The sequence below is a fragment of the Segeticoccus rhizosphaerae genome, assembly GCF_005222685.1.
Taxonomy (GTDB): domain Bacteria; phylum Actinomycetota; class Actinomycetes; order Actinomycetales; family Dermatophilaceae; genus Segeticoccus; species Segeticoccus rhizosphaerae.
This window is the reverse complement of the sequence record NZ_SWMA01000020.1, coordinates 49,053-70,694: the sequence shown is the minus strand read 5'-3', so window position 1 is coordinate 70,694 and position 21,642 is coordinate 49,053. Positions and strand designations below refer to the sequence as shown.

General features: G+C 71.2%; 19 protein-coding genes. 15 read left to right on the top strand and 4 right to left on the bottom strand.

What is annotated here, in order from left to right:
* The first annotated feature begins 83 nt into the window (after positions 1–83).
* From hpnC to FCN22_RS13880, 10 genes are all read left to right on the top strand, one after another.
* Entirely contained in the window at positions 84–956 is an 873-nt protein-coding gene (hpnC, locus tag FCN22_RS13925; protein WP_137122162.1) for a squalene synthase HpnC, read from the top strand.
* Entirely contained in the window at positions 953–1,807 is an 855-nt protein-coding gene (gene hpnD / locus FCN22_RS13920; RefSeq protein ID WP_137122161.1) for a presqualene diphosphate synthase HpnD, read from the top strand. The genes hpnC and hpnD overlap by 4 nt, the downstream gene beginning before the upstream one ends.
* The gene (gene hpnE / locus FCN22_RS13915) at positions 1,807–3,177 is read left to right on the top strand and encodes a hydroxysqualene dehydroxylase HpnE (protein WP_137122160.1); all 1,371 of its coding nucleotides are present in this window, start codon (positions 1,807–1,809) and stop codon (positions 3,175–3,177) included. The genes hpnD and hpnE overlap by 1 nt, the downstream gene beginning before the upstream one ends.
* Positions 3,174–4,193, top strand: coding sequence for a polyprenyl synthetase family protein (locus FCN22_RS13910; protein ID WP_137122159.1), 1,020 nt, complete (start codon positions 3,174–3,176; stop codon positions 4,191–4,193). The genes hpnE and FCN22_RS13910 overlap by 4 nt, the downstream gene beginning before the upstream one ends.
* Complete coding sequence (gene shc, locus FCN22_RS13905) at positions 4,193–6,136, top strand: squalene--hopene cyclase (protein WP_137122158.1); 1,944 nt, start codon at positions 4,193–4,195, stop codon at positions 6,134–6,136. The genes FCN22_RS13910 and shc overlap by 1 nt, the downstream gene beginning before the upstream one ends.
* 52 nt (positions 6,137–6,188) lie before the next feature.
* The gene (gene ispH / locus FCN22_RS13900) at positions 6,189–7,655 is read left to right on the top strand and encodes a 4-hydroxy-3-methylbut-2-enyl diphosphate reductase (RefSeq protein WP_137122157.1); all 1,467 of its coding nucleotides are present in this window, start codon (positions 6,189–6,191) and stop codon (positions 7,653–7,655) included.
* Positions 7,656–7,657: 2 nt separating this feature from the next.
* A complete protein-coding gene (gene hpnH, locus FCN22_RS13895; protein WP_137122156.1) occupies positions 7,658–8,668 on the top strand; it encodes an adenosyl-hopene transferase HpnH in 1,011 nt (336 codons plus the stop codon).
* On the top strand, positions 8,668–10,539 hold the full coding sequence (locus FCN22_RS13890; RefSeq protein WP_137122155.1) for a 1-deoxy-D-xylulose-5-phosphate synthase: 1,872 nt from the start codon (positions 8,668–8,670) through the stop codon (positions 10,537–10,539). The genes hpnH and FCN22_RS13890 overlap by 1 nt, the downstream gene beginning before the upstream one ends.
* Before the next feature lie 47 nt (positions 10,540–10,586).
* Positions 10,587–11,144 carry an orotate phosphoribosyltransferase gene (gene pyrE, locus FCN22_RS13885; protein ID WP_137122154.1) on the top strand — a complete coding sequence of 186 codons (558 nt, stop codon included), beginning with the start codon at positions 10,587–10,589 and terminating at the stop codon, positions 11,142–11,144.
* A gap of 96 nt (positions 11,145–11,240) precedes the next feature.
* On the top strand, positions 11,241–11,933 hold the full coding sequence (locus FCN22_RS13880) for a LemA family protein (RefSeq protein ID WP_137122153.1): 693 nt from the start codon (positions 11,241–11,243) through the stop codon (positions 11,931–11,933).
* A 12-nt stretch (positions 11,934–11,945) separates the two neighbouring features.
* Here the strand turns inward: FCN22_RS13880 and FCN22_RS13875 are convergent, their stop codons facing one another.
* Together FCN22_RS13875 and FCN22_RS13870 are read right to left on the bottom strand one after the other, a co-directional pair.
* Positions 11,946–12,509, bottom strand: a complete 564-nt coding sequence (locus FCN22_RS13875; RefSeq protein ID WP_202911575.1) for a GNAT family N-acetyltransferase — start codon at positions 12,507–12,509, stop codon at positions 11,946–11,948.
* Positions 12,510–12,549: 40 nt separating this feature from the next.
* The gene (locus FCN22_RS13870) at positions 12,550–13,392 is read right to left on the bottom strand and encodes an SDR family NAD(P)-dependent oxidoreductase (RefSeq protein WP_238384736.1); all 843 of its coding nucleotides are present in this window, start codon (positions 13,390–13,392) and stop codon (positions 12,550–12,552) included.
* Between the two features lie 179 nt (positions 13,393–13,571).
* On the opposite strand from FCN22_RS13870, the gene FCN22_RS13865 reads away from it, so the two are divergent.
* Positions 13,572–15,245: an L-lactate permease gene (locus FCN22_RS13865; protein WP_137122152.1), complete on the top strand. Its 1,674-nt coding sequence runs from the start codon at positions 13,572–13,574 to the stop codon at positions 15,243–15,245.
* A gap of 132 nt (positions 15,246–15,377) precedes the next feature.
* Positions 15,378–16,367, top strand: a complete 990-nt coding sequence (locus tag FCN22_RS13860; RefSeq protein ID WP_137122151.1) for an aldo/keto reductase — start codon at positions 15,378–15,380, stop codon at positions 16,365–16,367.
* 16 nt (positions 16,368–16,383) lie between these two features.
* Here the strand turns inward: FCN22_RS13860 and FCN22_RS13855 are convergent, their stop codons facing one another.
* Positions 16,384–17,082: a DedA family protein gene (locus FCN22_RS13855; protein ID WP_137122174.1), complete on the bottom strand. Its 699-nt coding sequence runs from the start codon at positions 17,080–17,082 to the stop codon at positions 16,384–16,386.
* A 55-nt stretch (positions 17,083–17,137) separates the two neighbouring features.
* Between FCN22_RS13855 and FCN22_RS13850 the strand changes: the two genes are divergently transcribed.
* Entirely contained in the window at positions 17,138–17,875 is a 738-nt protein-coding gene (locus FCN22_RS13850; RefSeq protein ID WP_202911574.1) for a TrmH family RNA methyltransferase, read from the top strand.
* A gap of 45 nt (positions 17,876–17,920) precedes the next feature.
* On the opposite strand, the gene FCN22_RS13845 is transcribed toward FCN22_RS13850, so the two are convergent.
* Positions 17,921–20,020 carry a prolyl oligopeptidase family serine peptidase gene (locus FCN22_RS13845; RefSeq protein WP_137122149.1) on the bottom strand — a complete coding sequence of 700 codons (2,100 nt, stop codon included), beginning with the start codon at positions 20,018–20,020 and terminating at the stop codon, positions 17,921–17,923.
* 186 nt (positions 20,021–20,206) lie between these two features.
* Between FCN22_RS13845 and fbaA the strand changes: the two genes are divergently transcribed.
* Together fbaA and FCN22_RS22250 are read left to right on the top strand one after the other, a co-directional pair.
* Positions 20,207–21,235 carry a class II fructose-bisphosphate aldolase gene (fbaA, locus tag FCN22_RS13840; RefSeq protein WP_137122148.1) on the top strand — a complete coding sequence of 343 codons (1,029 nt, stop codon included), beginning with the start codon at positions 20,207–20,209 and terminating at the stop codon, positions 21,233–21,235.
* Positions 21,232–21,642 carry a DUF3151 domain-containing protein gene (locus FCN22_RS22250; RefSeq protein WP_137122173.1) on the top strand — a complete coding sequence of 137 codons (411 nt, stop codon included), beginning with the start codon at positions 21,232–21,234 and terminating at the stop codon, positions 21,640–21,642. Before fbaA ends, FCN22_RS22250 begins: the two co-directional genes overlap by 4 nt.

Below are 21,642 nucleotides of genomic sequence, written 5' to 3'. Positions count from 1 at the left end.
TTATCATTCAGTGACAGTTTCAGGATCGAAATCTGCCTTGGCGGTCGCAGACGCGGGCCGGCGTCAACCGCAATGATCAATGCATGGCGGATTCGCTCTCCCTGCCCTGGGATGCGCCAGACTCGCTGGCGCACCGACAACGCGAACGCGCGGAGAACTTCCCGGTCGCGTTGCGGGCACTCCCTCGCCGTCATCGGGAGCACCTGCACTCGGTCTACGCGGTGGCGCGGATGATCGACGACACGGGGGACGAGGCGGAGGGTGACCGCAAGGCTCAGCTGCAGGAGCTGCGCACAGACCTGGATCGGATCTGGCTGGGCGAGCGGCCGACACACCCCGTCCTGCGACAGCTCGCGCCGACGGTGCGCGAGTGCGACCTCGAGCAGGACCTGTTCGACCGACTGGTCGAGGCCAACCTGCAGGACCAGCAGGTCTCTCGCTACGCCACCCTCGAGGAGCTCCTCGGCTACTGCCGCCTCTCCGCCGACCCGATCGGGCGAATCGTCCTGCGGGTCTTCGGTGTCGACGAGCCGCACTGCGCCGTGCTCTCCGACCGGGTCTGTTCCGCCCTGCAGCTGCTCGAGCACTGGCAGGACGTCCGGGAGGATTTCCTGGCGGGCCGGGTCTACCTGCCACTGGAGGACCTGGCCGCGTTCGGCGTGGATGAGAAGGCCCTCGGAGCACAAGTTGCCTCGAAGCACCTCCGACGACTGATGCGTCACGAGATCGACTGTGCCCGTGCGTTGCTCGAGAGCGGCGCCCCCCTCGTGGGCGAGCTGCACGGCTGGGCGCGCCTGTCGGTGGCCGGCTTCGTCGCCGGCGGACGGGCCACTGCCGACGCCCTGCTGCGCACCGGAGGCGACGTGCTCGGACAGGACGCGTCCCCGACCCGGGCAGGGCTGGCACGGCACCTGACAGGAATACTCCTTCGTCCGTCGGGCAGGTGGTGGGCATGACGTCCGTGGAAGAGGCCTACCGTCGGTGCGAGGAGATCACCCGATCCGAGGCCCGCAACTTCTTCTACGGCATCCGCCTCCTGCCAGCACCCAAGCGCTCGGCGTTGTGCGCCCTCTACGCGCTCGCCCGGCGCATCGACGACATCGGCGACGGCGACCTCTCCGGCGTCGACAAGGCGGTTGCGCTCACCAAGGTCCGTCACAGCGTGCACGAGATGGACTCCAGCAGCGACCCCGTGCTCGTCGCCGTCAGCGACACCGCGCGGCGCTATCCCGTGCCGCTCGAGGCGTTCGACGAGCTGTTGGACGGCGTCGGGATGGACCTCATGGGCGTCAGCTACACCGACTTCGAGGAGCTGGTCCTCTACTGCCGGCGGGTCGCGGGCACCGTAGGTCGCCTGTGCCTGGGCGTGTTCGGCAGCGATGCCGAGCCGCGTGCCAGCCTGTATGCCGACCAGCTGGGAATCGCGTTGCAGCAGACCAACATCCTGCGAGACGTCCGCGAGGACCTCCTCCACGGCAGGGTCTACCTGCCCAAGGACGAGCTGGACCGGTTCGGGGTGACCCTCAGGCTCGACGACTACGGCTCGCTGGACGACCCGGACGGCCGCCTGGCGGCGATGCTGCGGGCGTTCGCGTCCCGGGCGCGCGACTGGTACTCCCTCGGCAACCGGCTGCTGCCTCACCTCGACCGTCGTAGCGCCGCCTGCTGCCAGGCGATGGCCGGCATCTACAGCCACCTGCTCGACGTCATCGAGGAGGACCCGACCACCGTCTACGACCGGCGCCTGTCGCTGGGCTCGGGCCAGAAGGTGCGTGTGGCGGTCTCGGCCCTGGCGGGGAGGCGCTGATGGCCGCCGGGAGGACACGGGTCGTGGTGGTCGGCGGCGGGCTGGCCGGCATCACGGCGGCCCTCGACTGCATCGACGCCGGCGCGGACGTCACCGTCCTGGAGTCGCGCGGCTGGCTCGGTGGCCTGACCCACTCCTTCCGTCGTCACGGGCTGTGGGTGGACAACGGGCAGCACGTCTTCCTGCGGTGCTGCACCGCATACCGGGGGCTGCTGGACCGGCTCGGGGTGGCCCACCTGGTCACCCTCCAGGACCGCTTGGACGTCCCCGTCGCGAGCGGGGACTCGGGACAGGTGTCGCGGCTGCGTCGAAGTGGACTGCCCGCGCCGCTGCACCTCGGCGCCGCCCTGGCGCGCTACCGGTGGCTGGAACCGGCGGAGCGCCTGAGGGCGGCGCGGGCTGCCTTGGGCCTCAAGCGAATCGACGTCGACGATCCCGCCACTGACAAGCGTTCCTTCGGCTCGTGGCTGGGGGAGCACGGCCAGAGCCCTCGCAGCCTCGAGGCCCTGTGGGACCTGATCGGCATCGCCACCCTCAACGCGCCCGCGGCCGAGGCGTCGCTCGCCCTGGGTGCCGTCGTCTTCCAGCAGGGCGTCCTCGGGTCGGCGTCCGCCGGTGACATCGGCTGGGCCAACGCACCGTTGCGGCGTCTGCACGGCGATGCCGCGACCGACGTGCTCGAGCGCGAGGGCGCGCAGGTGCGCACCCGAGCGCGGGTCAGGGCGCTGCGCCGGCACGACGACCGGTGGAGCGTCGCGGTCGACGGTGGGTCCGTCGAGGCCGACGCGGTCGTGCTGGCGGTGCCGCCGGTCGTGGCCGAGGACCTGCTGCCGGAGGGCGCCATCGGGCCGGACCCGGGTTGGTCCTTCCGGCTGGGCGCCAGCCCCATCGTGAACCTGCACGTGGTCTATGACCGCACGGTGCTGTCCGAGCCCTTCCTGGCCGCCGTGGACAGCCCGCTGCAATGGGTGTTCGACCGCACGGGCCCTTCGGGACTGCAGCGGGGCCAGTACGTCGCGGTCTCCGTCTCGGCGGCGGACGACCTGGTCGACCTGCCGACCGCCCAGGTGCGCGACCGGCTGCTCCCAGCCCTGTCCGACCTGCTGCGCCGGGCCGGCGCGGCCCGGGTGGAGGACGTCTTCGTCACCCGGGAACGGCAGGCGACCTTCCGCTGCCGGCCGGGGACGGCGAGCATACGACCCGGGGCGGCGACGGGACTGCCCGGCCTCGCCCTGGCCGGAGCATGGACCGCCACCGGTTGGCCGGCGACGATGGAGGGGGCCGTGCGCAGCGGCCACACCGCGGTGGCTCACCTGCTGAGGAACCCCGTCCGGTCGGGCGGTGCGCGCGTGCAGGAGGTGGTCGCATGACCGTGTCGACGACGACCACCCTCACCAGCGGCCGCGCCCTCGTGCACCCCGCCCTGCAGGATGCCGTGAGCCGGTTGGACGACCGCACGCGCCGGGTCGCCGGCTACCACCTGGGATGGCTGGACCAGGGAGGCCGCCCGGTGGATGGCCCCGAGGGCAAGGCATTGCGCCCCGTCCTCGCGCTGCTGTCGGCCCAGGCGGCCGGGGCGTCGGTCGAGGTCGGCCTGCCCGGCGCGGTCGCGGTCGAGCTGGTCCACAACTTCTCGTTGCTGCACGACGACGTCATGGACGGCGACGCGGAGCGTCGGCACCGCCGGACGGTCTGGTCGGTGTGGGGGGAGTCCACCGCGATCCTCGCCGGTGACGCGCTGCTCTCGCTGGCCCACGAGGTCATCCTGGAGAGCCCCTCCCCGCAGGCGGCACAAGCCAGCAGGCTGCTCGCGACGGCCACCCGGGAGCTGGTCCGCGGACAGGTCGAGGACCTCGCCTTCGAGACACGCAGCAGGGTCACGGTGTCGGAGTGCATCGACATGGCGGCCGGCAAGACCGGTGCGCTCCTTGCAGCCAGTGCTGCGATCGGGGCAGTGCTGGCAGCGGCGGAGGAGCCCGTGATCGAGGCGTTGTCCACGTATGGCGGGCAGCTCGGCATCGCCTTCCAGCTCGTCGACGACCTGCTCGGCATCTGGGGCCACCCCGTGACCACGGGCAAGCCGGTGCACTCCGACCTGCGCTCGCGCAAGAAGACACTGCCGATCGCCTACGCCACGGAGCACGGCGGTGCCGTCGGTCGAGAGCTCCTGGCCTGGCTGGCCGAGCCCCAGCGGGCGGACGACGAGGCCCGGCTGTCGCAGGGCGCCGAGCTGGTCGAGCGCGGCGGTGGGCGAGCGTGGGCCCAGCAGGAGGCCGAACGACGGCTGGCCTTGGCGCTGAAGGCGATCCAGGCGGTCGACCTGCCGGACCAGGTCACGGACGAGCTGATCAGCCTCGGCAACTTCGTGGTGGGGAGGGATGCCTGATGACCACCGTCGGAGAGCGTCGCCTGCGCACCGGCTCCGTGCCTGCTGCGCCGCGCACGTCGGTCGTGGTCCCCAGCGCCGCACGGCGGGCCCTGGACGCCGCGGTGGCGCACCTGCGGGGCCTGCAGGACGAGCAGGGCTGGTGGAAGGGCGAGCTGGAGACGAACGTCACGATGGACGCCGAGGACCTCCTGTTGCGGGAGTTCCTCGGGGTCCGCACCGACTCGGAGACACAGGCGGCGGCCCGTTGGATCCGGCGGCAGCAACGGGCCGACGGCACGTGGGCCAACTTCTACGGCGGCCCGCCCGACCTGTCCACGACGGTCGAGGCGTGGGTCGCGCTGCGGCTGGCGGGAGACCAGCCGGGTGCCCCGCACATGGCTCGCGCCGCGGCATACGTGCTGCAGCACGGAGGAGTCGAGCAGACCCGGGTCTTCACCCGGATCTGGCTGGCGCTCTTCGGGCTCTGGTCCTGGGACGAGCTGCCCACGCTCCCCCCGGAGATGATCTTCCTCCCCTCGTGGGCGCCCCTGAACATCTATGACTGGGCGTGCTGGGCGCGGCAGACGATCGTGCCCCTTTCCGTGGTCTGCACCCTCCGCCCGGCACGCCCACTCCGCTTCGGCATCGATGAGCTGCGCACCGGTGGCCCGAGGCCGGCGCGCTCGCCGATCCACAGCACGGCCGGGCTGTTCGAGCGCCTCGACGGCGCCCTCCACTGGTATGCCCGTCACCCCCTGCGTGCGGTCCGGCGCCGCGCCGTGCGGCGGGCGCAGGAGTGGATCCTCGAGCGGCAGGAGGGGGACGGCAGCTGGGGCGGCATCCAACCGCCTTGGGTCTACTCGCTGCTCGCCCTGAACCTGCTCGGGCTCGAGGTCGACCATCCGGCCATGCAAGCCGGCTTGCGCGGGCTCGACGGCTTCCTCATCGTGGAGGATGGCCCCGACGGGCCGGCGCGTCGCCTCGAGGCGTGCCAGTCACCGGTGTGGGACACCGCGCTCGCGATGACCGCGCTGCTGGATGCCGGGGTTGCCGCTGACGACGAGGTGCTGACCCGCGCCACGGACTGGATGCTCGGTGAGCAGATCGACGCCGGCGGCGACTGGCAGGTGCGCCGCCCAAACCTCGAATCGGGTGGCTGGGCCTTCGAGTTCGCCAACGACGGCTATCCCGACACTGACGACACCGCCGAGATCGTCCTGGCGCTCGCACGGGTCCGGCACACCGACCCGGCGCGGCTCGAGTCCTCGATCCAGCGAGGCGTGAGGTGGACCCGCGGCATGCAGTCGCGCGACGGCGGCTGGGGAGCCTTCGACGCGGACAACACGAGCACGCTGGCGCTCGCGCTGCCGTTCTGCGACTTCGGCGCGATCATCGACCCACCGTCGGCCGACGTGACCGCCCACGTGGTGGAGATGCTGGCTGCGGTGGGGGACCAGGACAGTGAGGACTGCCGTCGCGGGGTGGCCTGGCTGCTGAACGCCCAGGAGCCCGACGGCTCCTGGTTCGGCCGGTGGGGCGCCAACTACGTCTACGGCACCGGCGCCGTCGTGCCGGCCCTGGTCGCGGCAGGGTTGCCGGCCGACGCTCCCGAGATCGGCCGGGCCGTGCGCTGGTTGGAGGACCACCAGAACGACGACGGGGGCTGGGGCGAGGACCTGCGGTCCTATGACGACCCCGCCGGCTGGGCGGGACGCGGCGAATCGACTCCCTCGCAGACGGCGTGGGCCCTGCTCGCTCTCTTGGCTGTCGGCCGCGAAGGCAGGAGCGTCGAGCGCGGCATCGGCTGGCTGGTCCAGCGCCAGCGCCCGGACGGCACGTGGGACGAGGACCTCTACACCGCCACCGGCTTCCCGGGTGACTTCTACATCAACTACCACCTCTACCGCCTGGTCTTCCCGATCTGGGCGCTGGGCCGCTACGTCCGGAGGAGGGAGACATGAGTCACCCCGCGAAGTTCTCCGCTGCGCTCCGATACTTCCCGGGGGCCACGACGTGACCTACCGCGTGTGCACGCCGCTGCGTTCCGAGCAGGCCGCCCTCGGTCGACGGCTCGACGCCACCGTCGTCCGCACCGGACGCGGCCCGAAGGGCCGGCTGCCGGACGGGCGGGACGTGCCGACCCTCGTGGCCGGTCTGGCCGGCGCCCTCATCGATGAGCTGCGTCCCGGCGACCTGGTGGTCCCGCACGAGGTGAGCGGCGCGGGCGTCTTCCCCTGCAACGCGGGACCGCTGCTGGCGGGGGCGCTCCGGCGCGAAGGCCTCCGGGTGCACACCGGCTCGATCCTCACCCGCCCGCACGTCGTCGACGGCATGGACCGGGTGGCACTGCGCGGCTGTGGCGCGGTTGCGGTCGACACCGAGTCGGCCTACCTCGGCAATGCGGTGCCGCACGGACAGCTCGCCGTGGTGCGCGCAGTCGTGGATACGCCAGCGCAGCCGCTGCTCCGGCCCGGCACCGTCTGGCGGGGCACGAATGCGCTGCGTGCGCTCGGGCGCGCCGCTCCTGTGATCGACCAGTGGGCCGCGGCCACCGGTGAGCGAGACGTGCTGTTGGCGGCTCCCCGGTCCTTCTGCGCGGGTGTGGAGCGTGCCATCGAGACCGTGGAGCGGGCCCTCGAACAGCTCGGCCCCCCGGTCCACGTCCGGCGCCAGATCGTCCACAACAGCCACGTGGTGCGCGGTCTCGAGCGCCGTGGCGCGGTGTTCGTGGAGGAGGTCGACGACGTGCCCGTGGGAGGCGTGGTGGTGCTCGCCGCCCACGGTGTCTCGCCGGAGGTGCGCCTGGCCGCGCGGCGGCGGCACCTGCGCGTGGTCGACGCGACCTGCCCGCTGGTGACCAAGGTGCACTCGGAGGTGCGGCGATTCGCCGACCGCGGTGCCACGGTCGTCCTTGTCGGGCACCACGAGCACGAGGAGGTCGAGGGCACCCGCGGCGAGGCGCCCGAGCACGTCGTCGTCGTGTCCGACGCGCAGGAGGCGGCCAGGGTCGCGGTGCCTGACCCCGACAACGTCGCCTACGTCATGCAGACGACCCTCGCGGCCGACGAGGCCCAAGAGGCGGCATCGGTACTGCGGCAGCGCTTTCCGTCCCTTGCGGGTCCGCGCAAGGACGACATCTGCTACGCCACCACCAACCGGCAGGAGGCGGTGCGTGCGGTTGCCCGTGAGGCAGACCTCGTGCTCGTCCTCGGCTCCGCCAACTCCTCGAACTCCCACCGGCTCGTCGAGGTCGTCGAGGCCGACGGCGTGGAGGCCCACCTCGTCGAGGATGCCGAGTCGGTGGACCTGCGCTGGCTCGCCGGCGCCCGCCGCGTGGGGGTCACTGCCGGAGCCTCCGCCCCACCACACCTGGTCGACGAACTGCTCACCTGCCTGTCCGGCCTCGGCCGGATCAGGGTCCGGGAGGCCAGCGTCACCGAGGAGAACGTCCAGTTCCAGCTGCCCAAGGAGGTGGTCTGACCATGTCCATGCCCCTGCGCCAGTCCTTGAAGATCGGTGCCTACCTGATGAAGCAGAAGGCCCTGCGGCGCGAGAAGTTCCCGCTCCTGGTCGAGCTCGAACCGCTCTTTGCGTGCAACCTGGCCTGTTCCGGCTGCGGCAAGATCCAAAAGCCGGCTGACGAGCTGCGACGGCGGATGCCCGTGCAGCAGGCCCTGGATGCCATGGAGGAGTGCGGCGCCCCGATGGTCTCGATCGCGGGTGGCGAGCCGTTGATGCACCCGCAGATCGACGACCTGGTCAACCAGCTGGTGGCGCGCAAGAAGTTCGTCTTCCTGTGCACCAACGCCATGCTGGTGCGCAAGTGGTGGGACCGGTTCGACTTCAAGCCGTCGCCCTACTTCGCGTTCACCGTCCACATCGACGGCCTGCGCGAACGGCACGACGCCTCGGTCAACCACGAAGGCGGCTTCGACGAGGCGGTCGAGGCGATCAAGTGGCTGAAGGCACGCGGCTTCCGGGTCACGACCAACTCGACCTTCTTCACCTCGGACACCCCACAGAACATCATCGACGTCCTCGACTTCCTCAACGACGACCTCCAGGTCGACGAGATGATGCTCTCCCCGGCCTACGCCTACGAGAAGGCGCCCGACCAGGAGCACTTCCCCGGGGTCGCCGAGACGCACGCGCTGTTCAGCAAGGCCTTCGCAGACGGCCGCCGCAAGCACTGGCGGCTCAACCACTCCCCGATGTTCCTCGACTTCCTCGAGGGCAAGGTGGACTTCGGCTGCACCGCGTGGGGCATCCCGTCATACTCCCTGAACGGCTGGCAACGGCCGTGCTACCTGATGGCCGACGGCTACACCACGACCTACCGGGAGCTGATCGAGACGACCGACTGGGACTCCTACGGCCGCGGCAAGGACGACCGGTGCGCCAACTGCATGGCCCACTGCGGCTACGAGCCCACGGCGGTGCTCGCCACCATGGGATCGCTCCGCGAGTCCATCCGGGCGGTCAGGGGGGCCTGATGACCACCATCGGCGCGCTTCCCGAGGTGATCGATCCGGCAGGGCTCCGGCGACTGCCGGCGGCCGAGCTGCCCCGGTTGGCACAGGAACTGCGCGACCTCCTCATCTCGTCGGTCACGCGCACGGGCGGCCACCTCGGGCCCAACCTCGGAGTCGTGGAGCTGACCATCGCGGTGCACCGCGTCTTCGAGTCACCGCGCGACGCCATCGTCTGGGACACGGGCCACCAGGCCTACGTCCACAAGATGCTGACCGGGCGCCGACACCGCTTCGGCAGCCTGCGGCAGGAGCACGGGCTGTCCGGCTACCCCAACCGCGCCGAGAGTCCGCACGACATCGTCGAGAACTCGCATGCCTCGACGGCGCTGTCGTATGCCGATGGGCTGGCCAAGGCGGCGCAGGTGCAGCGGACCGCGCGCGCGGTCGTGGCGGTCATCGGGGACGGCGCGATGACCGGCGGGCTCGCCTGGGAGGCGCTGAACAACATCGGCGGGGCGCCCGACCGCCCGGTGGTCATCGTGCTCAACGACAACGGGCGTTCCTACTCGCCCACGGTCGGGGCGCTGGCACGACACCTGGCCGAGCTGCGGGCGGGCACCGCTCGGGGCAACTTCTTCCGCGACCTCGGTCTCGCCTACCTCGGGCCGGTGGACGGGCACGACATCCCGGCGCTCGAGCACGCGCTGGAGTCGGCACGCAGCCTGGCCGCCCCGGTGGTGGTCCACTGCGTCACCCGCAAGGGCCACGGTTACGAGCCCGCCGAGACCGACGAGGCCGACTGCCTGCACGCCGTCCCACCCGCCCCCCACACCCCGACCGGACACCTGGTCCACGAGTCCTCCCGGGTGGAGAGCCCCGAGAGGACTCCCGCAACCGGTGTCCGGTCGGCCTCCGGTGGACCGAAGTGGACCGACGTGGTGGCGCAGGAGCTCGTGCAGCTCGCGCACCAGCGGCAGGACGTCGTCGCGATCACCGCGGCGATGATGCGCCCGACCGGTCTCTTCGACCTCGCCTGCGCCTGTCCCGAGCGGGTCTTCGATGTCGGCATCGCCGAGCAGCACGCGGTTGCCTCCGCCGCGGGTCTCGCCACCGCGGGTATGCATCCTGTGGTGGCCGTCTACTCCACCTTCTTGAACCGGGCCTTCGACCAGATGTTGATGGACGTGGCCCTGCACCGCCTGCCCGTGACGTTCGTGCTGGACCGGTCGGGGGTCACCGGGCCGGACGGGCCATCGCACCACGGCATGTGGGACGTGGCGCTGACCAACCTCGTGCCGGGCGTCCGCGTCGCCGCGCCCCGCGACGGTGACCAGCTGCGGCTGCTGCTGCGCGAGGCCGTCGCACACGAGCAGGGCCCGACCGCCGTGCGCTACCCCAAGGGCAGGGCCGGCGACCCGATCCCGGCCGTCGCACACCTCGGCGGTGCAGACGTCCTGGCACGACCGCCACACCAGTCGCCCCGACACGTGCTGCTGCTCACGGTCGGACCGCTCGCTCGTGAGGCGCTCGAGGCGGCCGAGCTGCTGCGCAAGACGGGTGTCACGGCCACGGTCGTCGACCCACGGTGGATCTCCGAGCTCGACGAGGAGGTCGTGCGCTCGGCCGGCGCCCACGACCTGGTCGTGACGGTCGAGGACAACGCGATATCAGGCGGATTCGGCGACCTGGTTGCTCGAACGCTGCGCACCGGCCGAGTCGCCGTGCCACTGGTGACTCTGGGACTCGACGACGACTTCCTGGGCATGGGTGACCGTGACGCGCTGCTGGATCAGCAGGGGCTGACCGCCGACGGCATCGCAGAGGCGGCGCGTGCCGGCCTCGAGCGCGGGAGGTCCGACGCCGCCCTGTGGCGTCCCGCCTCGGGTCTTTGAGCTCGCGCCCGGGACGCCGTACGGGTGGCTCGATAGGGTGGGGGCTTGTGACCGACTCTTCGACCCCCGCCCGTGACCGCCTGCTCGAGCTGATCAAGGACAAGGCCATCGTGCACGGCCGGGTGACCCTGTCCTCCGGCAAGGAGGCCGACTACTACGTCGACCTGCGCCGCATCACCCTCGACGGAGAGGCCGCTCCGCTCGTGGGCCAGGTCATGTCCGACCTCACCCGTGACCTCCGGTTCGACGCCGTGGGCGGTCTCACCCTCGGCGCAGACCCGGTCGCGACGGCCATGCTGCACGCAGCTGCCGCGGCCGGCGGCCGGCTCGACGCCTTCGTCGTGCGCAAGGCGGGCAAGGCCCACGGGTTGCAGCAGCGCATCGAGGGCCCCTCGATCAAGGGCCGGCGGGTGGTCGTGGTCGAGGACACGACCACGACCGGAGCCTCGCCGCTGGACGCCGTGGCCGCCGCTCGCGACGAGGGCGCGGAGGTGGTTGCAGTGGCCACGATCGCCGACCGTGCGACCGGTGCGAAGGAGAAGCTGGAGGCCGAGGGACTGACCTACGTGTCGGCATACAGCCTCGAGGAGCTGGGGCTCGCCTGACCGAATGGACCCGGGAGAGCCATCCCGGCGTCCGACCCCTGACCGGTCGTGGGCAGCTACCATCGGCCCAACGGACAACTCTAGGGGAGCCTCTCCATGTGGATCGTGATCGGCGTCATCGTCGCCATCATCGTCATACTCGGCATCTGGGCCGTGACGGCCTACAACGGGCTGATCAAGCTGCGCAACCTGGTGCAGGAGGCTTGGCACCAGATCGACGTCGAGCTCAAGAGGCGGCACGACCTGATCCCCAACCTCGTGGAGACGGTCAAGGGCTACGCCGCGCACGAGAAGGGGACCCTCGAGGGCGTCATGCAGGCCCGGTCGGCCGCGATGGCGGGCGGGGCGGGCCCGGCCGCGGCGGCGCAGAACGAGAACATGCTGACCCAGGCGCTGGGCCGACTGTTCGCCGTCGCCGAGGCCTACCCCGACCTGAAAGCCAACCAGAACTTCCTCGCACTGCAGAACGAGCTGGCCGCCACCGAGGACCGGATCGCGGCCGGCCGGCGCTACTACAACGCCAACGTGCGTCAGCTCAACACCAAGGTCGAGACCATCCCCACCAACATCATTGCCGGGATCGCCCACATCACCCGGGCGGAGTACTTCGAGGTCGAGGAGCAGGCCCAGCGGGAGGCGCCCTCGGTGGACTTCTCCACCGGAGGCAGCGCCGGTCCCGCCGGGCGAGCGGGGGCACCCGCTGGGGGAGAGCCCGGCAGCCCGGTGTCGCCTCCGTCCACCAGCCCGGTCTCCCCGCCGTCGACCAGCCCGGAGGGACCGGCTCGCTGACCCCGGCCGGGATCAGGGAGCCAAGACGCCCATGATGACCTGGTCGCGGAAGGCGCCGGCGTAGTAGAGCTTCTCGCGCAGCAGCCCTTCGCGGACGAAACCGGCCTTCTCGTAGGCCGCCACGGCGCGCGTGTTGAGCGCGTTGACCGACAGCTCGATCCGGTGCAGGCCGAGGGTCTCGAAGCCGTAGCGCACCATCAGCCGGGTCGCGTCCGAACCGAGGCCCTGTCCCTGCCGCGCGGGGTCGAGGAAGATCCCGAAGGTCGCGCACCGGTTCTGGGCCTCAGCGCCGAACAAGGCCGCGTGGCCGACGAGCTCGCAATCCAGGGTCTCGATGCAGAAGGCCGCCGAGCCGGCCGCGTCGTTGCGACTCCACCCCCGCAGCATCTCCTCGACCAGCGCATCGGGCTGCGGTTTGACCTGGTTGTTGAAGACCGCGACCTCGGGGTCGCGCCACCAGGCCTGCAGCGGGGCGAGGTCGGCGTCCCGCAGCTCGCGCAGGCGCACCCGATCGCCCCGCAGCGAGCTCCGCGCGGCCACCAGCACGTCGTCCATCGTCTCGATCTCGGCAGGCATGGCCCCGATCCTAGGCGCCGCGCCCCGCTCGGCCCTCGCGTCAGTGGAGGTAGGAGGCGCCGTTGAAGTCGAGGATCGCTCCAGAGGCCCACTCGGCGCCCGGCTGGGCCAGCGCCATGATCGCCGCGGCCACCTCCCGGGGCATCGCCACCCGGCCGAACGGGCTCTGGGCGCGCACCGCATCGCCCTCCGGCCCGTCGAGCACGGCGGCGCCCATGTCGGTCGCGATGAAGCCGGGGGCGATGCCGACACAGCCGATTCCATGCGGGGCCAACGCCACGGCGAGCGACTGGGTCATCGCGTGCACGCCGGCCTTGCTCGCGCCGTAGGCCGGCACCTGCGGCTCACCACGGTAGGCGCCCCGCGACCCGACCGTGACGATCCGACCGCGGGGGAACCCGGTCGCCGGCTCCACCTCGAGCATGTGCCGCGCCACGAGGTAGGTGACATTGGCCGTGCCCAGCAGGTTGACGTCGGTGGTGCGGCGCCAACCCTGGACCCACTCCTCGTATGACGAGTGCTCGACGCTCAGGTCGAGTCGCCTTCCCTGGGTGGCCGGGTCCTCGGCGAACAGCGCCGCGTTGTTGATCAGCACGTCGATCCTGCCCAGAGCGGCGGCGGCGTCGCGGACGAGCCGCTCGACCTGAGCCGGATCGGCGAGATCGCCTTGCACGAGCGCGTGCCCGTCGCCCTCGAGTCCGGCCACCACGGCCTCGGCCTCGGCGCGGGACGAGCGGTAGTGCACCGCGACCCGGTCTCCGCACGCGGAGGCGAAGAGCCGGGCCACCTCGGCGCCGACGCCTCGCGACGCTCCGGTGACCAGCACTCCTCGCTGCCGCGGCAGGTCGTGCTCGAGCGGGCTGCCTGCCATCGTGATCGTCATGGTCAGGACGGTATCGGTGTGGGCGCCCGGCCCGACAGCGTAGGCAGCGGGCAGGGGGTTTGAACGTCCTCGCCGGGGGTATAGCCCTCCTTCGGAAGTTTCAGCCCGCATGACGGAGATGAGTTCGGTCGTCGGCTGCCGCGCACCGGGACGCCCGACCGGACGAGACGGGAGTCCGCATGTTCCGACAAGTCCTCGACCCCCTCGGCTCCATTCCCGGCGACACGCTCCTGGCGCTCGTCCCTGTCGCCGTCCTCCTGGTCCTGCTGGCGGTGTTCCGGATGCCCGCCTGGCGGGCCGTGATCATCGGCTCCGCGGTGACGATCATCCTCGGCATCCTCGTCTGGAGCACCCCGGTGGGTGCGACCTTCGCGTCATACGGTCTGGGCGCGGCCACGGGCGTCTGGTCGGTCGACTGGATCGTGTTCTGGGGCGTGGTGGTCTACAACACGTTGGTCGTGACCGGTGCCTTCGGCGACTTCAAGGGTTGGCTCGTGCGCCAGGCGACGGCGGACATCCGCGTGCAGACCCTGCTGCTGGCTTGGTCGTTCGGGGCCCTGATGGAGGGTCTGGTCGGGTTCGGCTACCCGTGGGCCGTCGTGGCGCCGATCCTGATCGCCTTGGGAGTGGCCGACCTGTCCGCGATCCGCGTCGCCGCGCTGGCCAACAACGCTCCCGTCTCGTTCGGGGCGTTGGGAGCTCCGATCATCGGCCTGGCCGCCGTGACCGGCCTGCCGCTCTTTGCGTTGTCCCAGTCGATCGGGCGCATCGTCGCGATCCTGGCGCTGGCCCCGCCATGGGTGCTGATCTACCTCGTCAGTGGCAAGAAGGGGATCAGGACCGGCTGGCCGCTCGCGATCGTCGGCTCGTTCGGCTACATCGCCGGGCAGTTCCCGATCGCCGAGTTCGTCGGACCGTACCTGCCGGACATCACGGGCGCGCTGGTGTCGTTCGTCGCGCTCTTCGCGCTCCTGCGGGTCTGGCGGCCCAAGGAGGTCCTCGGCTTCGGCGGCCACGAGCTGACACCCGAGGAGGTGCGGCGGCAGGAGGCCGGGGCGTTGTCCACCGGGGACGGCCCGGGTGCCATGTCGGCCGCAGGAGGACCCGACGAGCCGGCCGCGGCCGTGGCCCCGGGTCGCGTCGTCCGCGCGCTGGTGCCGTTCGGAATCCTGATCGTGGTCGTGATCCTGTGGACCGGGCCGTGGTCGCCGCTGCCCAAGTACGTCCCCTACCAGCCGACGGTGCAGTTCATCGACTCACTGGCCGGGACCACCGGCGGCGCCTCGTGGAAGTTCGCTCCAGCCGTGGCAGGCACCGCGATCCTCGCGTCCTGGCTGCTGATCCTGGCCTACCTGCGTCCTCCGCGCTCGGCGTTCAAGGCCGTGTTCGCGCAGACCTGGCAGCAGATGTGGGGCGCGCTGCTCGTCGGCCCCTTCATCTTCGGTCTGGCCTACGTCTTCAACTACAGCGGCATGGCCAACTCGATGGCCAACGGCTTCGCCAAGGTCGGGACGGTCTACATCATCCTCGCGCCGATCCTGGGCTGGATCGCCGTCGCGCTGTCCGGCAGCAACACCTCGTCCAACGCGGTCTTCGGTCACTTCCAGTTCACGGTCGGCAAGATCCTCGGCGCGCCGGTGCTGCTGTTCCCGTCGCTGAACTCGATCGGGGCGGAGGTCGGCAAACCCGTGGCGCCGCAGACCGCGAGCGTCGGGGTGGCGACGACGAAGTTCGTGCGCAACGAGGGCGAGGTCATCCGCAACAACATGAGCTGGACGCTGATCATCCTGGTCTACCTGATCGCCATCGGGTGCCTCTACTACTTCGTCCTCCCGGCGGCGATGCGCGTGTAGCACCCACCCCGGACGGTGACCCTGCCCGCCACCGGCCCGTAACGTCCTGCGTTCCGGTTGGTGAGGCGACCGTGGCGCAGGACGTCCCGGCGTGGGCGTCGTAGGGTGAATTCTCGAGAGGAAGGAATCACCATGCACCAGCGCACCATCCCCGTCCTCGACCGGCCGGTCGGCGCGATCGGACTCGGCTGCATGGGCATGAGCTGGGCGTATGTCGCGCCCGAGGCTCGTGACGAGGCCGCCGGGATCGAGGTGATCCACCACGCGTTTGACGCGGGCGTCACGCTGCTGGACACCAGCGACTACTACGGAGCGGGGCACAACGAGCGGCTCGTCGGTCGGGCCCTCGAGGGACGCCGGGACGAGGCGGTCCTCGCCACGAAGGTGGGCCTCGTGTCGACGGGCGAGCCGAACGCCCCTGCGACAGCGCGGGACGGACGGCCCGAGCACATCCGGGAGGCGGTCGACGCCAGCCTCACCCGCCTCGGCACCGAGGTCATCGATCTCTACTACCTGCACCGCGTCGACCCGGACGTCCCGCTCGAGGAGACCTGGGGCGCCATGGCGGAGCTCGTCTCCGACGGCAAGGTGCGCGCCCTCGGGCTCAGCGAGGTGTCCGTCGAGCAGTGCGACCGCGCGCAGGCGATCCATCCGGTCGCCGCGGTGCAGTCGGAATTCTCGCTGTGGACCCGCGACGCACGTGGCGGCAGCACCGCCGACGGTGCCCCGGCCGGTGACGTGGTGGCCTGGACGGCCCAGCACGAGGCGGTGTTCGTGCCGTTCTCACCGCTCGGTCGGGGGTTCCTGACCGGGGCGCTCGACACGAAGACGATCGATGCGTCCGACTTCCGCGGACGGTTGCCACGGTTCACGGGCGACGCGGGCGCGGCAAACCAGGCGATCGTCGACGTCGTGCGGGCCGTGGCGACCCGGCACGGTGTGCCCCCGGCCGAGGTGGCGCTGGCATGGGTGCTGGCCCAGGGCGACCACGTCGTCCCGATCCCCGGCACCACCAAGGTCAAGAACCTCGAAGCCAACATCGCGGCGACCGACCTGGCACTGACCGATGAGGACCTGACCGAGCTGGACGGCATACCGGCGGCAGTGGGCACGCGCTACTGAGTGGCGCCGCGTCCGGCTAGTGCTGGTCGGAGACGTCGTCGGCGCGGTGAGGCGCCTGCCCGGAAGCCTCGACGGACCCGGCGTTCGTGCCGGTCCGTGACTGGCGCCGGTGCCGGACGTACTCGACCACCGCCGGCACCAGCGAGAACGCCACGATCACCAGGATCGCGAGCTCGAGGTTGTCCTGCAGTGCGGGGAACTGCTTGCCCAGGAAGTAGCCGAGCAGGGTGATGCTGCACGCCCACAGCAGGGCCCCGATCCCGCTCCAGGTGAAGAACCGGCGCCGTTCCATCCGGCCCACGCCCGCCACCACGGTGATGAAGGTGCGCACGATCGGCACGAACCGGCCGATCACCAGGGCCTTGTTGCCGTGCTTGTCGAAGAAGGCGTGGGTCTGGTCGAAGTACTTCTTCTTCAGGAGCCGGCCGTCCCGCTCGTAGAGCGGCTGCCCGACCGCCCGCCCGATCTCGTAGCCCGCGACGTTGCCGGCGAAGGCCGACGCGCTGAGGATCAGCAGCGCGACCCACAGGTGCATGTGCACGCTGCCGTTGGAGATGAACAGGCCCATCGCGAACAGCAGCGAGTCGCCCGGCAGGATCGGGAAGAGCAGCCCGCACTCGATGAAGACGATCAGCACGCTGACCCAGAAGAACTGGTCCCCGAACTGCTGCAGCAGGTAGTTGGGGTCCATCCACTCGGGACCCAGCGCAGGCATCACACGCACGAGGGTACGTGACGGAGTCTGTGCCGGTGCTGAGAGAGTGAATGTCGTGAGCGAGGACCAGCAGGACGTGGGCGTCGGTCCGTGGCGGGGCTCCTGGCCGGTCGACGCGAACGGCCGGCCGGACCCTCGGTATGACGTGTCGCTCCTGACGGAGGGAGACCGCCGCAACGTCGTGGACCGCTATCGCTACTGGACCCACGAGGCGATCGTCGCGGACCTGCGGACCCGGCGGCACGACTTCCACGTGGGCGTGGAGAACTGGGGCCACGACTTCAACATCGGCTCGGTGATCCGCACCGCCAACGCGATGGGCGCGGCCGCGTTCCACATCATCGGCCGGCGTCGCTGGAACCGTCGCGGCGCCATGGTCACCGACCGCTACCAGCAGGAGCACCACCACCCGACCGTCGCGGACCTGGCCGCCTGGGCGAGCATGGCGGGTCCGGCGGGTCCGGCGGCGGCGAACGGCGAGGGACCGGCCGGCATACCGATCATCGGCATCGACAACCTGCCCGGGTCGCGCCCGATCGAGACCTTCGACCTGCCGCGGCACTGCCTGCTGCTGTTCGGGCAGGAGGGGCCCGGGCTGAGCGCCGAGGCGGTCGCGGCCAGCGCCGTGGTGCTCGACATCAGCCAGTTCGGCTCGACCCGCTCGATCAACGCGGGCGCCGCCGCGGCGATCGCGATGCACGCCTGGGTCCGCCGCCACGTCTTCGACCAGCCCGTCACCGCCCCCACGCCCACTCCCGCCCCCACTCCCACCTCCCGCGCTCGTGGGCAATGATCGTTGGGTTTGGTCGCAAACCCAACGATCATTCCGGGCGAGCGGTCAGGGGGTCAGGCCGGTGTGGGCGGCGGCGAAGGCCAGCAGGTCGGCCGTCTCGGCGGCGACCACGCTGGATGGCTTGCCCATGCCGTGGCCGGCGGAGGTCTGCACCCGCGTCAGCACCGGCGCCGGACCGCGCTGGGCGTGCTGCAGCGTGGAGGTGAACTTGTGGCTGTGCGCCGGCACCACGCGGTCGTCGTGGTCGCCCGTGGTCACCAGCGTCGCAGGGTATGCCGTGCCCTCGCGCACGTTGTGCAGCGGCGAGTAGGCGCGGATCACCTGGAACATCTCGGGGTCGTCCGGCGAGCCGAAGTCGGAGGTCCACGCGCCGCCGATGGTGAACCTGTGGAACCGGAGCATGTCGTGCACTCCGACGGCGGGCAGGGCGACGGCCGCGAGCTCGGGCCGCTGGGTCATGGTCGCGCCGACCAGGAGGCCCCCGTTGCTGCCGCCGTGGAGCGCCAGCTGTGCGGGCGTGGTGACCCCCTCGGCCTGCAGCGCCTCGGCGATGGCGATGAAGTCGTCAAACACGTTCTGCTTGTGGCGCAGCCGGCCAGCGTCGTGCCAGGCCGCGCCGTACTCGCCGCCCCCACGCAGGTTGGCGATGGCCAGCACCCCACCCGCCGCGAGCCAAGCCGGCCACGCCGGCCGGAAGTCGGCCAGGACGGGGACGTCGAAGCCGCCGTAGCCGTAGAGCAGGGTCGGGCGCGGCTGGTCCAGATCGAGGTCCGCGCGGTGGACCAGGAAGTAGGGCACCCTCGTGGCGTCCTTGCTGGTGGCGCGGCGCCGCTGCGTCACCACCTCGGGAGGGGTGAACGTGCCTCCCTCGGGCAGGGGCAGCCTCGTGAGCGTGCCGGTCGACAGGTCCAGGTGCAGCGGCTGCGAGCGCGTCGTGACGGTCGAGACCCCGATGAACACGTCCGGCGTCCCCACGTGGGCGGACAGGCCGGTGAGCCCGCCCGGACCGACCGCCACCTCTCCGCGGGGCGTCCCGTCGAGCCCGTAGCGGCGCAACCGGGGCTGGGCGTCCTCCAGCGAGTAGGCGATCAGCTCGTCGCCACCGGCCACCACGTGGAGCAGGGTGGCGTCGGACTCCGGCAGCACCGGGGCGAACTCAGCTCCTCCGGTCTCGCGGGCCCGGCCCAGGTCGACCTTGACGACGCGACCGGCCGGCGCGTCGGCGTCGGTGCGCAGGTAGAGCTCGTCACCGTCGGTGCGGATGAACTCATAGGCCGCACAAACCTCGTCGACGACCCGCACCGGCTCGCCGAGGCGCGACCCGGCCGGCCCGTCCTCGACGGGGAAGGCCCACAGCCGGTTGTTGCGCTCAGTGCCTTCGGCCAGGTGGACGATGACCCACCGCCCGTCGTGCGAGGTCTCCGGCGTCGCGAAGAGCCTTGGCTGGTCGGGGAACTCGAGCACCAGCTCGTCCTCGGGCTGTGGCCGCCCCAGCCGGTGCAGCATCAACCGGCCCCCTGGCAGCTCGCTCGCATCGGTGCCGGTCGCGCCACCCTGCGTGGGGAAGTGCAGATAGAGGTATGACGCGTGGTCCGGAAGCCAGGTCGCCAGGGAGAACTTGACCTGCTCCACCACATCGTCGACCGGCTCCCCGGTGGCCAGGTCGAGCACCCGGATGGTCATCCAGTCGCTGCCGGCGTCGCTCAGCGCATAGGCCAGGAGTGAGTCGTCGAGACTCACCGTGACCCCACCGACTGACGTGGAGCCGTGTGCGGACAACTGATTGGGGTCGATGAGCACGCGGCCGCCGGAAGCCACGTCCTCGGGCGAGCGGACGGCATACCAGACGTCCTGCTCCTGCGTGCCGTCGTTGCGTGTGACGACGAGGTGCGTTCCGTGCCGGTCGGGCACGCCGACGCGCGGGCTGCCGACGATGCCCTCCATCACCCGTTGGAACCACGCTCGCGCCGGCAGGGCGGACAGGTGCTCCTGCGTGACGGCGTTCTGGGCGGCGACCCACGCCTTGGTCTCGCCGGAGTCCGGGTCCTCGAGCCAGCGGTAGGGGTCGGGCACTTCGACCCCGTGCAGCACCTCCACCGTGTCGTCGCGTCGGGTGGCCGGGTAGGCGCGAGCGTGATCGGTCATGCGGAGTTCTCCTCGTGCCGGTGGCGGGGCTGCCTTCTCGACCCTAACGGGCAGGCCGGCCCGCGGTCCCCGGTCACGGTTGGAGGAGGCCCCTGCTGCTCCCGGGACGAACATGGAAGGATCGGAGCAGGGCAGCGGCGCGCGCCGACTGCCACCGACGGACCACTGCCGGAGCAAGGAGCCCAGATGCCCATCGCCACCCCCGAGGTCTACGCCGACATGCTTGCCCGCGCGAAGGCCGAGTCCTTCGCCTACCCCGCGATCAACGTCACCTCCAGCCAAACCCTCAACGCCGCGATCCGTGGCTTCGCCGAGGCGGGCAGTGACGGGATCGTCCAGGTCTCCACCGGCGGTGCCGAGTACCTCTCCGGCCCGACCGTCAAGGACATGGTCGCCGGCTCACTGGCGCTGGCGTCCTACGCCGAGCAGGTCGCGAAGAACTACGACGTCAATATCGCGCTGCACACCGATCACTGCCCGAAGGACAAGCTCGACGGCTTCGTCCGTCCGCTGCTCGCGGCGTCGACCGAGCGGGTCAAGGCCGGCGGCACGCCGTGGTTCCAGTCGCACATGTGGGACGGCTCGGCGGTGCCGCTCGAGGAGAACCTGCGGATCGCCGAGGAGCTGCTCGAGCTGGCGGCCGCGGCACACGTCGTGCTCGAGGTGGAGATCGGGGTCGTGGGCGGCGAGGAGGACGGCGTGGCCAACGAGATCAACGAGAAGCTCTACACCACGCCCGAGGACGCGCTGGCCACCGCCGAGGCGCTGGGGCTAGGCGAGAAGGGCCACTACCTCACGGCGTTGACGTTCGGCAACGTCCACGGCGTCTACAAGCCGGGCAACGTCAAGCTGCGCCCCGACATCCTCAAGGACGCGCAGGAGGCGGTGGCGAAGGCCAAGGGACTGGAGCCAGGTGCCAAGCCGTTCGACCTGGTCTTCCACGGCGGCTCCGGCTCGTCCGCCGAGGACATCGCCGCCGCGGTGAGCTACGGCGTCATCAAGATGAACGTGGACACGGACACGCAGTACGCGTTCACCCGGCCGGTCGCGGGCTACATGCTGACCAACTACGAGGGCGTGCTCAAGGTCGACGGCGAGGTCGGCAACAAGAAGCAGTACGACCCTCGTTCGTGGGGCAAGGAGGCGGAGGCCGCGATGGCGGCGCGCGTCGTGGAGGCGTGCGAGCACCTGAGCAGCGCGGGGACCAGCCGGTGACCGCGGGGCAGAACCTGCTGGGCATCCCCCCGACGAACCTGCCGGACGACCCCGCCGCGGCCAAGCTGGAGGAGGGCGTGCATCCCGAGCAGGTCGCCGCCGCCTACCCGACGTCCTCCCTGGCGTGGGCCCAGCTGGCCGAGGACGCACTGGCCGACGGGCTGACCGTGCAGGGCTACGCCTATGCCCGCACCGGCTACCACCGCGGGTTGGACGCCCTGCGCAAGAACGGCTGGCGCGGGCAGGGACCGGTCCCGTGGTCGCACGAGCCCAACCGCGGCGTGCTGCGGGCCTTTGCCGCCCTCGCCCACGCCGCGGCCGCGATCGGAGAGACGGACGAACAGCAGCGGTGCACCCAGCTGCTGCGCGACTCCTCGGCCGAGGCGGCCGCAGAGCTCGGCCTCTGA

Bases quoted from the DNA above. Each gene is read 5' to 3' on its own strand.
- hpnC (WP_137122162.1), top strand. From the start codon at position 84: ATGGCGGATTCGCTCTCCCTGCCCTGGGATGCGCCAGACTCGCTGGCG.
- hpnD (WP_137122161.1), top strand. From the start codon at position 953: ATGACGTCCGTGGAAGAGGCCTACCGTCGGTGCGAGGAGATCACCCGA.
- hpnE (WP_137122160.1), top strand. From the start codon at position 1,807: ATGGCCGCCGGGAGGACACGGGTCGTGGTGGTCGGCGGCGGGCTGGCC.
- FCN22_RS13910 (WP_137122159.1), top strand. From the start codon at position 3,174: ATGACCGTGTCGACGACGACCACCCTCACCAGCGGCCGCGCCCTCGTG.
- shc (WP_137122158.1), top strand. From the start codon at position 4,193: ATGACCACCGTCGGAGAGCGTCGCCTGCGCACCGGCTCCGTGCCTGCT.
- hpnH (WP_137122156.1), top strand. From the start codon at position 7,658: ATGTCCATGCCCCTGCGCCAGTCCTTGAAGATCGGTGCCTACCTGATG.
- FCN22_RS13890 (WP_137122155.1), top strand. From the start codon at position 8,668: ATGACCACCATCGGCGCGCTTCCCGAGGTGATCGATCCGGCAGGGCTC.
- FCN22_RS13880 (WP_137122153.1), top strand. From the start codon at position 11,241: ATGTGGATCGTGATCGGCGTCATCGTCGCCATCATCGTCATACTCGGC.
- FCN22_RS13875 (WP_202911575.1), bottom strand. From the start codon at position 12,509: ATGCCTGCCGAGATCGAGACGATGGACGACGTGCTGGTGGCCGCGCGG.
- FCN22_RS13870 (WP_238384736.1), bottom strand. From the start codon at position 13,392: ATGACGATCACGATGGCAGGCAGCCCGCTCGAGCACGACCTGCCGCGG.
- FCN22_RS13865 (WP_137122152.1), top strand. From the start codon at position 13,572: ATGTTCCGACAAGTCCTCGACCCCCTCGGCTCCATTCCCGGCGACACG.
- FCN22_RS13860 (WP_137122151.1), top strand. From the start codon at position 15,378: ATGCACCAGCGCACCATCCCCGTCCTCGACCGGCCGGTCGGCGCGATC.
- FCN22_RS13855 (WP_137122174.1), bottom strand. From the start codon at position 17,082: ATGCCTGCGCTGGGTCCCGAGTGGATGGACCCCAACTACCTGCTGCAG.
- FCN22_RS13845 (WP_137122149.1), bottom strand. From the start codon at position 20,020: ATGACCGATCACGCTCGCGCCTACCCGGCCACCCGACGCGACGACACG.
- fbaA (WP_137122148.1), top strand. From the start codon at position 20,207: ATGCCCATCGCCACCCCCGAGGTCTACGCCGACATGCTTGCCCGCGCG.